Source organism: Pediococcus sp. EKM201D (assembly GCF_011800215.1).
Classification (GTDB): domain Bacteria; phylum Bacillota; class Bacilli; order Lactobacillales; family Lactobacillaceae; genus Pediococcus; species Pediococcus pentosaceus.
Genome location: NZ_JAALFK010000002.1, coordinates 179,663 through 193,064, shown reverse-complemented (window position 1 = coordinate 193,064; position 13,402 = coordinate 179,663). Strand labels below are relative to the sequence as shown.

15 protein-coding genes are annotated in these 13,402 nt (G+C 37.9%); 13 read left to right on the top strand and 2 right to left on the bottom strand.

The genetic code is table 11. From position 1 onward, the window contains the following. Positions 1 to 64: 64 nt before the first annotated feature. Positions 65 to 538 carry an N-acetyltransferase gene (locus tag HFC68_RS03795; protein WP_011673835.1) on the bottom strand — a complete coding sequence of 158 codons (474 nt, stop codon included), beginning with the start codon at positions 536 to 538 and terminating at the stop codon, positions 65 to 67. A gap of 133 nt (positions 539 to 671) precedes the next feature. Here HFC68_RS03795 and rsmG point away from each other — a divergent pair, with 133 nt between their 5' ends. From rsmG to HFC68_RS03735, 12 genes are all read left to right on the top strand, one after another. Beyond that, positions 672 to 1,403, top strand: a complete 732-nt coding sequence (rsmG, locus tag HFC68_RS03790; RefSeq protein ID WP_011673834.1) for a 16S rRNA (guanine(527)-N(7))-methyltransferase RsmG — start codon at positions 672 to 674, stop codon at positions 1,401 to 1,403. A 12-nt stretch (positions 1,404 to 1,415) separates the two neighbouring features. After that, positions 1,416 to 2,267: a ParB/RepB/Spo0J family partition protein gene (locus HFC68_RS03785; protein ID WP_011673833.1), complete on the top strand. Its 852-nt coding sequence runs from the start codon at positions 1,416 to 1,418 to the stop codon at positions 2,265 to 2,267. A 13-nt stretch (positions 2,268 to 2,280) separates the two neighbouring features. After that, positions 2,281 to 2,466 carry a DUF951 domain-containing protein gene (locus HFC68_RS03780; protein ID WP_002834122.1) on the top strand — a complete coding sequence of 62 codons (186 nt, stop codon included), beginning with the start codon at positions 2,281 to 2,283 and terminating at the stop codon, positions 2,464 to 2,466. 216 nt (positions 2,467 to 2,682) lie between these two features. Further along, entirely contained in the window at positions 2,683 to 3,789 is a 1,107-nt protein-coding gene (ychF, locus tag HFC68_RS03775; RefSeq protein ID WP_002834120.1) for a redox-regulated ATPase YchF, read from the top strand. A gap of 28 nt (positions 3,790 to 3,817) precedes the next feature. Then, entirely contained in the window at positions 3,818 to 4,522 is a 705-nt protein-coding gene (locus tag HFC68_RS03770; RefSeq protein WP_011673832.1) for a DUF1129 domain-containing protein, read from the top strand. A 21-nt stretch (positions 4,523 to 4,543) separates the two neighbouring features. Next, positions 4,544 to 5,686, top strand: a complete 1,143-nt coding sequence (locus tag HFC68_RS03765) for an IMP dehydrogenase (protein ID WP_011673831.1) — start codon at positions 4,544 to 4,546, stop codon at positions 5,684 to 5,686. A 130-nt stretch (positions 5,687 to 5,816) separates the two neighbouring features. Then, positions 5,817 to 6,314, top strand: a complete 498-nt coding sequence (locus HFC68_RS03760) for a methylated-DNA--[protein]-cysteine S-methyltransferase (RefSeq protein WP_160211262.1) — start codon at positions 5,817 to 5,819, stop codon at positions 6,312 to 6,314. 82 nt (positions 6,315 to 6,396) lie between these two features. Next, positions 6,397 to 7,086 (top strand): response regulator transcription factor, encoded by a 690-nt coding sequence (locus HFC68_RS03755; RefSeq protein ID WP_002834114.1) that lies wholly within the window; start codon positions 6,397 to 6,399, stop codon positions 7,084 to 7,086. A gap of 11 nt (positions 7,087 to 7,097) precedes the next feature. After that, complete coding sequence (locus HFC68_RS03750) at positions 7,098 to 8,234, top strand: cell wall metabolism sensor histidine kinase WalK (RefSeq protein ID WP_011673829.1); 1,137 nt, start codon at positions 7,098 to 7,100, stop codon at positions 8,232 to 8,234. Between the two features lie 180 nt (positions 8,235 to 8,414). After that, complete coding sequence (locus HFC68_RS03745; RefSeq protein ID WP_011673828.1) at positions 8,415 to 9,671, top strand: serine hydrolase; 1,257 nt, start codon at positions 8,415 to 8,417, stop codon at positions 9,669 to 9,671. Between the two features lie 131 nt (positions 9,672 to 9,802). Continuing rightward, positions 9,803 to 10,591, top strand: a complete 789-nt coding sequence (locus HFC68_RS03740; protein WP_002834111.1) for an AzlC family ABC transporter permease — start codon at positions 9,803 to 9,805, stop codon at positions 10,589 to 10,591. Between the two features lie 20 nt (positions 10,592 to 10,611). Next, positions 10,612 to 10,944 (top strand): AzlD domain-containing protein, encoded by a 333-nt coding sequence (locus HFC68_RS03735; protein WP_002834110.1) that lies wholly within the window; start codon positions 10,612 to 10,614, stop codon positions 10,942 to 10,944. A gap of 141 nt (positions 10,945 to 11,085) precedes the next feature. On the opposite strand, the gene HFC68_RS03730 is transcribed toward HFC68_RS03735, so the two are convergent. Continuing rightward, a complete protein-coding gene (locus HFC68_RS03730) occupies positions 11,086 to 12,261 on the bottom strand; it encodes a cyclopropane-fatty-acyl-phospholipid synthase family protein (protein WP_011673827.1) in 1,176 nt (391 codons plus the stop codon). Between the two features lie 155 nt (positions 12,262 to 12,416). Here HFC68_RS03730 and HFC68_RS03725 point away from each other — a divergent pair, with 155 nt between their 5' ends. After that, on the top strand, positions 12,417 to 13,322 hold the full coding sequence (locus tag HFC68_RS03725) for a hypothetical protein (RefSeq protein WP_011673826.1): 906 nt from the start codon (positions 12,417 to 12,419) through the stop codon (positions 13,320 to 13,322). Positions 13,323 to 13,402 lie beyond the last annotated feature (80 nt).

Genomic DNA, 13,402 nt, shown 5'->3' with positions numbered 1-13,402 from the left:
ATGAATAAAAGTCCCATGATGATTAAAGCTTAGTTTTTCCTAAGCCAATCATCATGGGATTTTTTTAAACCTTTAAGGCTCGTTTTAACAAGATTGCGTCGCGTAATAGCATTTTATTTTCGTAAATATCATTTGGATAAATTTCTGGATTTTTAAAATAATCGGTTAAAATTTCAGAACAGCGGAAGCCTAATTTTTGGTATAGATAAAGTTGCTTAAAACTAGTTGTTCCAGTTTTAATCGTTAAAGCTGTAAAATCAGGGTCTTCGTTAAAATAATCTACCACAAATTGAATTAAGCGACTCCCAAGGTATTGGTCTTGGAATTCAGGTTTGACGGCCACGTTCATAATTTCAGCGGTTAGCGGTTCGGTAGGCATGACAACAATTATTCCCACGGGCTGGTGCTGGTCGGTCAATTCGAACGCGGTACTTCGAGATAAATAGGTGGCAATGCTTCTAAGGGAGGGGTCGGCATCTAATAGTAATTTGTAGTGTTCGGGTCTATAAGCATTGATTTTTTGGATAACTAAAGTCAAAACTAAATCCTCCTGCTAGTTAATACGACCAACTTTAGACTACAAATGTGTTCACAATATTGCTAAATCTTTACTAATTAGTTAAAGTGGAAATAAGATATGAAACAATTAATGTTTCACAAGGAGAACAGACATGACCCCAGAAGAATTTAAAAAGGCTTTAGAAGATAAGGGATATCAAATTAGTGACCATCAAATGGCCCAGTTTGCTACCTACTACAAAATGTTAGTTGAAACCAATGAACATGTTAATTTAACGGCAATTACTGAAGAAAATGAAGTGTACCTCAAGCATTTTTATGATTCAGTCACCCCCCTATTAGAGGCGCCTGAATATTTTAAATCAGGAGCTGAACTATGTGATGTAGGAGCAGGGGCGGGATTTCCTTCTTTACCGATGAAGATTCTTTTCCCATCACTAAAAGTCACGATTGTTGATTCATTGAATAAACGAATCACTTTTTTGAAAACGTTGGTGGACCAATTAGAATTAACCGATGTGACTTTGGTACATGACCGAGCAGAAACTTTTGGTGCTAAAAAGTCCGTTTATCGTGAAAAATTTGAAATTGTAACGGCTCGGGCCGTAGCACGTTTGAGTGTCTTGAGTGAGTTGTGTATCCCGTTGGTTAAACAAAACGGATTTTTTATTGCCTTAAAAGCGGCCAATACTGAACAAGAACTTTCAGATGGGAAAATGGCCATTGCCATTTTAGGCGGTAAGCTAATCGTGGACAAGGATTTTGCGCTACCTGCGACTGGTGACGAACGCCATTTAGTAGTGGTAGAAAAGAAAAAGCAAACACCAAATAAGTATCCACGTAAACCTGGAACACCAGGTAAAGATCCAATTGGCAAGAAATAGAAGGTTATCATGATGGGTAAGAAAGTATTAAATGAACAATTGAACACACAAAATGACGCAACATATCAGATGATCGATATTACTAAGATTTATCCTAATCCATTTCAACCGCGGCATATCTTTGATAAAGATCGACTTGAAGAATTGGCTAAATCGATAAAAAAATCTGGTATCTATCAACCTTTGATTCTACGTCAACCAATTGCTGCATTAGAACGTTATGAAATTATTGCTGGCGAGCGACGCTACCGGGCGAGTATGTTAGCCGGTTTAGAACAGATTCCAGCAATTATTCGGAACTTTTCTGATGAAGCCACTATGGAAGCAGCAATTATTGAAAATTTACAACGGGAGGATCTTAGTCCGCTAGAAGAAGCAGAAGCTTACCAAGCAATGATTAAAGAGTTAAATTTAACTCAAGCGCAGGTTTCGGAACGATTAGGTAAGAGTCGGCCTTATATTGCTAATTATTTACGTTTATTAGGACTGCCAACGGGCGTTAAATTGATGCTCCAAGAAGGACGAATTTCAATGGGACAAGCACGAACGTTGTTGGCGATTAAGCAACCTCAGGCTTTGGAGAAACTTGCCCAACGGACGGTTGAAGAGGGATTAACGGTTCGTCAATTAGAAGAAATCGTAACTAAATTTAATTTAGATAAAGATCGAGAAGCAGCTCAAAAACAAAAACGAAAGAACAAATCACCTTTTATCCGAGAACTTGAAAATCAATTGGGAGAACGCTTTGGGACGCGCGCACTGGTTGTAGCAAAATCAAAACAAAAAGGTAAAATTGAAATCAATTATGATTCAATTCAAGAACTTGATCGGATTTTGGATGTCTTGAATATTTCTTTAGACTAAGGAGGATTTAGTAATGGAATATGAATTACATGATATTGTTCAGATGAAGAAAAGTCATCCGTGTGGCTCTAATACTTGGGAAATCATCCGGGTAGGGATGGACATTAAGATTAAATGCGAGGGATGTGGCCACATCGTGATGTTGCCTCGTCGTGAATTTGAACGAAAATTGAAGAAGGTCGTTGAACACGCTGAATAAGTTGTAAGAGGGATTATGATAAGCCAATTTTAAGTTGCAAATCGTAGTGCCTCTTTTTTACTAACTAAAATCAAAAAATAGAACTGTAATATACGAGATTTCTTTATTGATGGTGATGAAAGCGCAACTTTGGCTCTGAACGGTCTGTTAACGACCCCTAATTTTTGATAATATATAGAGAAGAACACGCAGTTTTGAAAGGAAAGTGGAATTAAAATGGCATTAACAGCTGGTATTGTTGGACTTCCGAACGTCGGTAAGTCAACGTTATTTAACGCAATTACAAAGGCGGGAGCCGAAATGGCTAACTATCCGTTTGCTACAATCGATCCAAACGTCGGGATGGTAGAAGTACCAGATCAACGTTTAGATCGGATTCAAGAAATTATCCCTGCTAAAAAGATTGTGCACACAACCTTTGAATTTACCGATATTGCAGGGATTGTTAAGGGTGCAAGTAAGGGTGAAGGACTTGGAAATAAATTTCTTGAAAATATTCGCCAAGTGGATGCAATTGTTCACGTTGTTCGAGCCTTTGACGACGACAATATCACAACTGTTTCAGGTAAAGTTGACCCCATCGAAGATATCGAAACCATCAACTTGGAATTGAGTCTAGCTGACTTGGAAAGTGTCGAAAAACGTTTGACTAAGGTACAGCGTGCGGCTAAGGGACGCGATAAAGATGCAGTAGCAGAATTAGCGGTACTGGAAAAATTACATCCAGTTTTGGAAGCTGGTAAAGCAGCCCGTACAATCGATTTTGATGAATCAGAAATGCCTATTGTTAAAGGACTTTTCTTGCTAACTACTAAGCCCGTACTTTATGTGGCTAATATTGCAGAGGACGATATGGCCGATCCTGAAGCTTCCAAGTACTTCAAAGAAATTAAAGATTATGTTGCTCAAGAAGACCCTGATGCGCAAGTTTTGGGTATTTCAGCTGAAACTGAACAAGAAATCGCTGAATTAGAAGATGACGAAAAAGCGGAATTTCTTGAAGCAGAAGGAATTACTGAACCAGGCTTAAACCGTCTAATTCAAGCCTCATACAACCTTTTAGGTCTTCAAACCTTCTTCACGGCGGGTGGAAAAGAAACACGGGCATGGACGTTTAAGAAGGGAATGACGGCTCCTCAAACAGCTGGTGTAATTCATTCTGATTTTGAACGTGGATTTATTCGTGCTGAAACAGTTTCATTTGATGATTTAGACAAGTATGGCAGTATGCAAGGTGTTCGTGAAGCGGGACGTTTACGTCTTGAAGGTAAGGAATACCTTGTGCAAGATGGCGATATTATCGAATTCCGCTTTAATGTCTAATATAAATCAAACGAGGAGTAAATAGATTATGACTGAAGAACCACGTAATGAGGGCAAGCAAAGTAGTTCAGTTGCCCACCATGAAAATGAACCTAAAAAACAAGAATTAACTAAACGTAATGCAGATTTTATGTATCGTTTACGAAAAGAGCTTAAAGAAAGCAAGCTTAACGATGAACAACGTAGCGAAGCTTTGATTGATACTGAAACTCGGTTATTAGAAGCCCAAAAAACTGGTAAAACAGCTAAACAATTATTTGGTACCCCAACCCAACGATTAAATGAAATTGTAGAAGGGCCTAAGAAAGTTAAAATTGAAGCCCAAAATAACAATATGTGGATTAGAGCTTTAGATAATGGTTTAATTTTTGCCGCTCTGTTTGCTGCAATGTACGCAATCATGATGTTAATTGAACCCAAGACGATTACTAGCACACCAGGTCCTTCAGGATTGCTAGCAATTATTTTAACGTCAGCAGTCGGTGGGATTGGTATGGGTTATATCTACAAAGTCTTAGGATCTAGTAAAAAGCGCCCTTCCGTATGGAAACAAGCGGGAATCGTCGTAATTGCCGTAGTCCTTTGGATTATCTTCTATACTAGCTTTGGAATGCTACCACCTGTTATCAATCCGACCCTTCCATTCTACGGATATGCAATATTAGCGGTTGCAGCATTCGGCGGACGGTGGTATCTTAGACGAAAGTTTCATATCGTTGGTGGCATATTTTAGTTAAAGAAAAGGGAGAGAATGATGAGCAATTGGGATAACAAGTTTACAAAACAAGGTTTAACTTTTGATGATGTTTTATTAATTCCAGGCGAAAGCCATGTATTACCGAATGAGGCTGATGTTTCAACTCAATTAGCTGATAACATTAAGCTTAATATTCCGATTATTAGTGCAGGAATGGATACAGTTACTGAATCTGCAATGGGTATCTCAATGGCTCGTCAAGGTGGCTTGGGTGTCATTCATAAAAATATGAGTGCTGAACAACAAGCTTCCGAAGTTTCAATCGTAAAAAATGCGGATGTAAATCTGGAAGACAATCCGCATGCAGCTGTAGATGACCAAGGTCGTCTATTAGTAGCGGCTGCCGTAGGTGTAACTAGTGATACTTTTGAACGTGCTCAAGGTTTAATCGATGCTGGTGCTGACGCTATCGTAATTGATACAGCTCACGGACACTCAGCAGGAGTACTTCGTAAGGTAGCAGAAATTCGCGAACATTTTCCAAAGCAAACGTTGATTGCTGGAAACGTCGCAACTGCGGATGGAACAAGAGCATTGTTTGACGCTGGTGTTGATGTTGTGAAAGTTGGGATTGGACCTGGTTCAATTTGTACAACTCGGGTAGTTGCCGGAGTTGGGGTACCACAAATTACCGCTATCTATGATGCAGCTAATGTAGCTCGTGAATATGGCAAGAAGATTATTGCTGATGGGGGAATTAAGTTCTCTGGTGATATCGTTAAAGCCCTAGTTGCGGGTGGAGATGCAGTAATGCTTGGTAGCATGCTTTCTGGTACAGACGAAACTCCTGGTTCAATCATTGAAGATAATGGTAAGAAATACAAAGCCTATCGAGGAATGGGTTCGGTTGGGGCCATGGAAAAAGGTTCAGCTGATCGTTACTTCCAAGGTGGCGTAAATGAAGCCAATAAGCTGGTTCCAGAAGGAATTGAAGCGCGGGTACAATATAAGGGTTCAGTTGCCACAATCATCTTCCAAATGCTTGGTGGACTCCGTTCTGGAATGGGTTACGTGGGCGCAGCTACCATTGCTGAATTGGCTGAAAAAGCACAGTTCGTGCAAATTACGAACGCTGGTTTAGTGGAATCCCATCCACATGATGTTCAAATGACTAAAATTGCTCCTAACTACCATAAATAGTAAATAAATATTCAATTTGGTATTGAATAATTAAAAACTTTAAGAGTTAATGGTCAAGGATTCGTCCTTGGCTATTAACTTTTTTTATTTTACGATGATTACAGGTTAAAATCAGAAGGAGGGTGATGCTATGAAACTATATTATTCTAAATTTCAAGTGAAAGATGCAACGTACTATGTGGCATCGACTAAAAAGGGCTTAGGTTTTGTCGGCTCACCGAACCAAACGTTAAATGAAGTAAATCAGTTTTATCAAGCAATTGAATTAATTGGAGATGAAAAATCAAATATCGAAGCTGTACGTCAAATCAAAGAATATCTTGAAAACCGTCGCCAAGAATTTAATTTAGCAATTGATCTAAGTAATGGAACCCAGTTTCAACAAAAGATATGGAAAACATTAACGAAAATTACGTACGGTCGAGGGGTTAATTATACGGAACTAGCAGAACTAGCAGAAACACCTAAAGCCATTCGAGCCGTTGCTAGTGCAGTGGCGCGTAATCCGATTTTGCTAGTCATTCCTTGTCACCGCGTGATTCGTAAAGATGGGAAAATTGGAAATTATCGTGCAGGGGTAGAATTAAAAGAAAAACTGCTGAAAATGGAAGGTTTTCTTAAAGATTAATAAAATCCAGCCCTAGTAACGGGTGTTTTGAACGAAATTTGCTAGACTGGTAAAAAAGACAGTAAAAAGGGGAGATTCACCAATGAAAATTTTAGTTGTTGACGATGATAAAGAAATTGTTGAATTATTAGACATTTATATTAAAAATGAAGGTTACGAACCAGTATCTGCTTACAATGGAAAAGAAGCTTTGTCTAAATTACGTACCGATCCGGATATTAGCTTAATGATTTTAGACATTATGATGCCGGAAATGGACGGGATGCAAGTGGTTCGGGAAGTGCGTAAGGATTCATCCTTACCAATCTTAATGTTGTCTGCTAAAACAGATGATATGGACAAGATTAAGGGGCTCTTGACTGGAGCGGATGATTACGTAGCTAAACCTTTCAATCCACTAGAAGTCATGGCTCGTGTAAAATCACTTCTACGTCGTAGTGAAAAAGATATGACAGCTGATGAACCAGAAATTTTGGACATTGGTTCATTAATCATCAACAGTGATTCACATGAAGTTCGGACTTTAGCTGGAAAAGATGTGCAATTAACAGCACTTGAATTCGGTATTTTATATCTTTTAGCTAGCCATCCTAACCGAGTGTTCTCAGCAGATGAGATTTTTGAACGTGTTTGGCAACAGGAGAGTGTGATTTCAGCTAAAACAGTAATGGTACACGTTAGTCATTTACGCGACAAGATTGAAGAAGCTACGGGTGGTGAAAAGGTTATTGAAACCGTCTGGGGCGTTGGATATAAAGTAGTCGCGCACTAGGAGAGATTCAAATGAAGTTAACGGGGCGTGAAAAATATGAATTGTTTGGTGAAGGAGTTATTACGGTAATTCTCTTACTATTACTCAATTTATCAGTTTTTATCTTAATTGATAGTGCCTTAAAGTCGAATCCAGCTTTGTCAAACGCGGTCTTTATGGTTAAAAATTCAATTACAATTGGCGGCGTACAGATTTGGAGCTACCAAAAGATTTTTATTTTAATCATGTTTTTGGCTGATGCAGGGGTACTTTATTGGCGCTTAGAACGACGTTACAAGCAAATGCAGTTACGTCATATTATTGCCGAATTACATTACATTGCTAATGGTCATTTTGATCATCGTATTCCATTTGAATTAAGTGGAGACCATCAACGAGTGGTGGATAGTGTGAACTCACTAGTTGACAGTGTCATTAGCTCCATGGAAGAAGAGCGAGCGCTTAAGCAATCTAAAGATGATTTAATTACCAATGTATCGCATGATTTACGTACGCCATTAACCTCAATTATTGGTTATCTAAGGTTAATTGAAGATCGTCAATTTAAAAATGAAGATGACATTTTAAAATATACGCATACAGCATATTTAAAATCAATTCAGATGAAATCACTGGTAGAGGACCTTTTTGAATATACCAAGGTTAGTCAATCTAATCCCCATTTGACAATTAATACGATTAATGTGGATTCTATGCTCCAACAGTTAGCAGCTAGTTTTGAACTGGAAGCTAAGCAGAAGCATTTTGTGATTACTTCTCAATGTACGCCGAAAGATTTAGAAATTACCGGGGATGCCGAAAAAATTGGTCGGGTGTTTAACAATTTGATAACCAATGCCTTGAAATATGGTAATGGTGGTAAAAATATTTTTTTGAGTGCCAAACAAATTAATGATACGGTAATTTTTGAAGTTGCTAACGATGGTGAAAAAGTACCTGCTGAGGCCCTTGGCAAGCTTTTTGACCGCTTTTATCGAGTGGAAGGTTCCCGTTCCAAAGCCACTGGAGGAACAGGACTTGGATTAGCTATTGCTCAAAGCATCGTTGAAATGCATAATGGTACTATCGAAGCTCATTCGAACGATAAGCGAACGAGCTTTGTGATTCAGTTGCCATTGCATCAACCGGTAAGTAAGGACTTACCATAGAAAATTTAAAAGATGTAAAGACTGTGATGAAAGATTTGAAGGATGGTTTAGAGCTATTCGTCAAAGAGCTACGCTTCAATTGTGGCGACTAAATTTTAAGAGATTAACTTGTTAGTTACCACATTGAAAAATAGACTTCCTTTTGGAACAGTCTTTTTTATTCGGATCAGGAGTTAGATTATGAAAAAATTATACACGATGCTGATTGCGTTTTTAATGATGATGACGAGTTTTGCGCCAGCGCTAGCTGCTGAAAATAACGAATCAGTTATTGAAGCAACCACTAGTAATATCACTGCTAAATCAGCGATTGCAGTTGATGAAAACACAGGCCAGATTCTATATAGCAAGGATGAAAACACAGTTCGTCCGATTGCCTCAATGTCGAAGATTGTGGCAGCTTACCTCATCATGAAGAGCGTTAAAGAGGGCCAAATGCATTGGAATCAAAAAGTGTCTATCAATAAGAGCTTGGAAGAAGTTAGTAACAACAGTGAATTAACCAACGTTCCGCTTTCTTCTAATCAAACTTATACAGTGCGTAACTTGTTAGATGCATCATTAATTTATTCAGCTAACGCGGCAATTTTATCTTTAGGAAAAGCCCAAGCAGGAACTTCGGAAAAATTTGTCAATGAAATGCGGTCAACTGTGAAAAAATGGGGCATTAAAGATGCAAAATTGTACAACGCAGCGGGCTTATTAGAAAGCCAAGTTGGTAGTGAAAAGTACCCTGGTACATCTGGAAATATAGAAAATGAAATGTCTGCTAAAGATATGGCAATCGTAATTTCCCATGTCTTAAAAGAATTCCCTGAGATTCTAAATATCACTAAAATCCAAAAAACAACTTTTAATACTGGAAAAGAAGAACTTGAAATTACTAATCATAATGAATTACTAAAAGGCGCTGAACAGTATGAAGCAAAATACCAAATTGATGGTCTAAAAACAGGTACATCAGATAAAGCCGGAGAGGATTTTTCTGCCACCGGTAAAATTAAAGGTCACCGAGTAATCAGTGTTGTATTGGGTTCCGGTGAAAATCAACGTTTCACAGATACCAAAACGATTTGGAATGCGTTGATGACTAAGTTGGCCGTTTTAAGTTCCAATTTGAAGAATCAAGCCTCTGTTAAAATTAACTCAGCTAAAGTTGCGGATGTTAAATTAGAACTTACCCAACCGCTAGATTACTGGGTTCCAAAAGGTCAGAGCGAAAAACTGCATGTTAATGCAATTAAATTAAATGATCCAAAACAAAAAGCACCCATTAAACATTCTAAGGTAATTGCGACGGCGAATGTTAAAGGCAATCAGGACCAATTCCTTGAAAATGGTAAGGGTGTACATGTGAAATTGAAACCAACTCAAGACGTGAAAAAAGCTAATATTTTTGTTCGTTTGGGGCGTTCTATAGCTGATTGGTTTAGTTAAAGGACGCGATTAAAGAGGGATATTTAGTGGCTTTACTATTAAAATTTTATTTAGCGTGTTAGAATTAATTCGTATGCTTTGCAAAAAATTAATGTATTCTTTTTATATCTAGTTTTTTTGGAGGACAAACTTTGAAACAAATTAAAACGGAGGCGCGCTGGAAAGAAACATTTAAAGTAGCGTGGCCACTTTGTTTAAGTTACACGCCGATTGGGCTAGCATGTGGAATTCTATTACATGCTGCTGGTTTCAATACGTTACTCACTGGATTAGTTTCCTTAGTTATTTTTTCAGGTGGGGCCCAATTTTTGATTGCGCAAATGTTAACAGTTAACGCTCCTATCCTGACGATTGTTTTGATGCTCTTCTTCCTAGAGTTAAGATACGCATTGCTAGGTTCAAGTTTATCGAAATATCTACAAGGTGAGAGTCGTAGTTCGATTTTTACATTTGCTCTTTCCTTGAATGACGAAAACTACGCTGTAAACTATTTAAAATTTGCAACAGATAAACACTGGACCCCTAATGATGCTCGCCAAGTTGAGCACTGGTCACTCCTTTTTTGGACCGTTTCTAATATTGTGGGTTCATTGATTGGTAGTGTGCTTAGTATTAATCTAACTGTAGTTGATTTTGCTTTGACCGCCTTATTTATCTATATGATTGTGATGCAAATTAAATCTCGACTTTCATTGCTGATTTGTATCTTTTCAGGTGCCCTTGCTGCAGTATGTATGATTATAACTAAGAGTACCTTAGGTCTCGTGGCATCAACTTTGATCGCGTCATTTACTGGATTTTTAATCGAAGAGTTACTAGTAAAAAAACGACCAGCGAGTGCATTATTACAAGATATTGGTTCACGTAAAGGTGGTCCAATCATCGAAGAAATCGAAAAAAAAGAGTCAGATATTCTTTAATTTGGTAGGAGAAATCACGCATGGAGTACAGTTCATTAGATCATCTATTGATTATTATTCTCGGTTTCTTTGTGGCGTTTGCTCCACGTTATTTACCACTACTATTCTTTTCAAAGCGCCAAATCCCAGAGTGGTTTAACGATTGGATGAAGTACGTACCAATTTCGTTATTTACGGCATTGGTTGTCAAAGGAATCTTTATTTCAAGCAAATATACGTTAGTTACTAGTGGAAATCTTGCCTTGATTATTGGTGGGCTAGTTGTTATTCTAATTGCCTATTGGACGCGCTCAATGGCGATGTCAGTTATTGTAGGGCTCGTAACAGTAATGATTTTAACGTTAATAATTTAATAATAAATATTGTAAAATGCAATTTTAAACACGCTCATTCGTTGAAATGAGCGTGTTTTTTATATAGCTTATAGGTTGAACGATTAATACAAAAAAGATTCATACTGAAGGCTAACTATTGTCTTCGGCATGAATCTTTTTTTATTTTTCATACATGTAGTCACGAGTCATTGGGAGAACGCGTCCGCTAGCACCTTTAGTGAGGAGATATTGAATGACATCAATATTACCTGATTCAAATGATGCTGAACATGCTTGGAGATATAAATCCCACATGCGCACAAACCGTTCATCAAACATTTCTTGAACTTCAGCACGATGCTTATTGAAGTTCACGTCCCATATCTCAGTTGTCCGTTGGTAATGACGACGTAGTGGTTCCATATCGTCAATTTGAAGACCACTATTAATGATATGATCGATATTTTCAACTAGTCCGGGGACATATCCACCAGGGAAAATCCATTTGTTTAACCAACCATTGTTGGCGCCCCCTTGTTGACGAGTAATGCCGTGGATTAAAGCTACTCCATCGTTTTTAAGGTATTTTGCTACATTTTCAAAGTAAATTCCGAGATTTTCTTTACCAACATGTTCAAACATACCTACACTAGTGATGTAATCAAATTTAGCATCACCCAGTTCACGATAATCTTGAAGACGAACTTCAGCTACTCCTTCGAGCCCTTCGTCCTTGATACGTTGATTAACTAGATTGTACTGTTCTTTGCTTAATGTTACTCCAACTACCTTAAGATCAAACTCTTTAGCAGCTGTGAGCATTAAAGTTCCCCAGCCACAACCAATATCAAGCAAGGTTTTACCACGTTGGGGATGAAGTTTACGAATAATGTGACGAACCTTGTTCATTTGAGCTTGTTCAAGGGTATCTTGATCACTTTCAAAATAAGCACACGAATAAGTCAGGGTAGGGTCAAGCCAAAGACGGTAGAAGTCGTTACCAATATCATAATGATTTTGGACGTCCTCCATACTTTCTTTTTCATTATGTCCTTGTTTAGGGAGAAAATGAATAAATTTCTTATTATGGAAGAAACTATCGGCATTTTCATATGCCGATGTGATTAGTTGTTGTAAACTACCTTCGACGGTGATGGTACCGTCCATGTAGGCCTCACCTAGTGCAATCGAAGCATTCTTTAGAATAGCTTTAACTGGGATGGCCTTATTAAAGGTTATGGTGACTTGAGGATCCCCCGTTCCATATACTGCAGAACTTCCATCCCAGTAATTGACGCGTACTGGAATGTTAAATGTCCGCTTTAAAAACGATTTGTAAAATTGTTTCTCAAGCATTGTGTCAGATCCTTTCTAAAATAAAAGAGTTATATTACTGTTATAAACTTTGTTGACATTTTTTTCAAATGTGAAGCATTATATTCAAGACTAAGCAGTAAGTTAAATGCTATTTACGTGGTATAATAAATCAGATATGTAAAGGAGGTTAGGCAATGAAAAAATGGATTTGGGCAGTGTTAATTTTTCTGGTCGCCGGTGTTGTTGGCGGATATGCAGTCGCTCATTATCACGAAGAACAAGTACAGTATGAGCGCAATATCACGAATGGAAAAACAGCAATTGATCAGACCAATTACACTGCAGCTAAAAACTATTTTTCACGAGCCATAACCATTAGGAAAGATGACCAACAAGCTGCTAATTTACTGGCACAAACGAAAATGTACATGCGAGCAAGTTCTGAATTTAAGAGTAATGAATTTACTAGTGCGCGTGGGGATTATCAAACTGTGCTCACCTATAAAAAGGCTTCGGCCACTTTAAAGCAGCGGAGCGAAACTAAAGTTAAATTAATTGATAAAATTAAGCAGAATGTTAAAAAATTTAATAAAAAATTAACGGCAGCTAAGCAAAAAAATGAAGCTTGGGATTTTTACGGATCTAATGCAATCATTGATGGGCTCTTAAGCGATAAAGAATTTTCAAAAGAGTATTACAAGACGATTTATGATCAAGCCCTAGTGCTTCAGCGTTTTAATAACGCTGGAATTGTAGCGGATCAAAATTCATTTAATACGGATACGACGCCGGATAATAACGAGAATAGTATGGAATCGGGATCGAGCCAACAGGGTCTACCACGTTATGGCGGGCCAATTCCGTCATCTACAGCTGTGCCAGATAAAACGGTTCCTAGCAAGAATAATAGTAGTAAAAGCGTTACTAAAAAAACAGCTAAGTCTAATGCAAAAGAGTCATCCAGCAGTAGTGCAACGGAGAACAGTTCTACTAAAAAAAATGAACAGACCGGTAGTTCGTCTAAAGCTGAATCCTCTAAGACAAAATCAAGGTCAACCGAAAATGAAGATATTCCTATAAGTGATACCATTGAAGAATAGTTTTTAGCTAGTTAATCGGCTTTTTGTGGAAACTTCTTCATTTTCAGTTTGTACTAATTGCTCAAAAATTGTAAAATTAT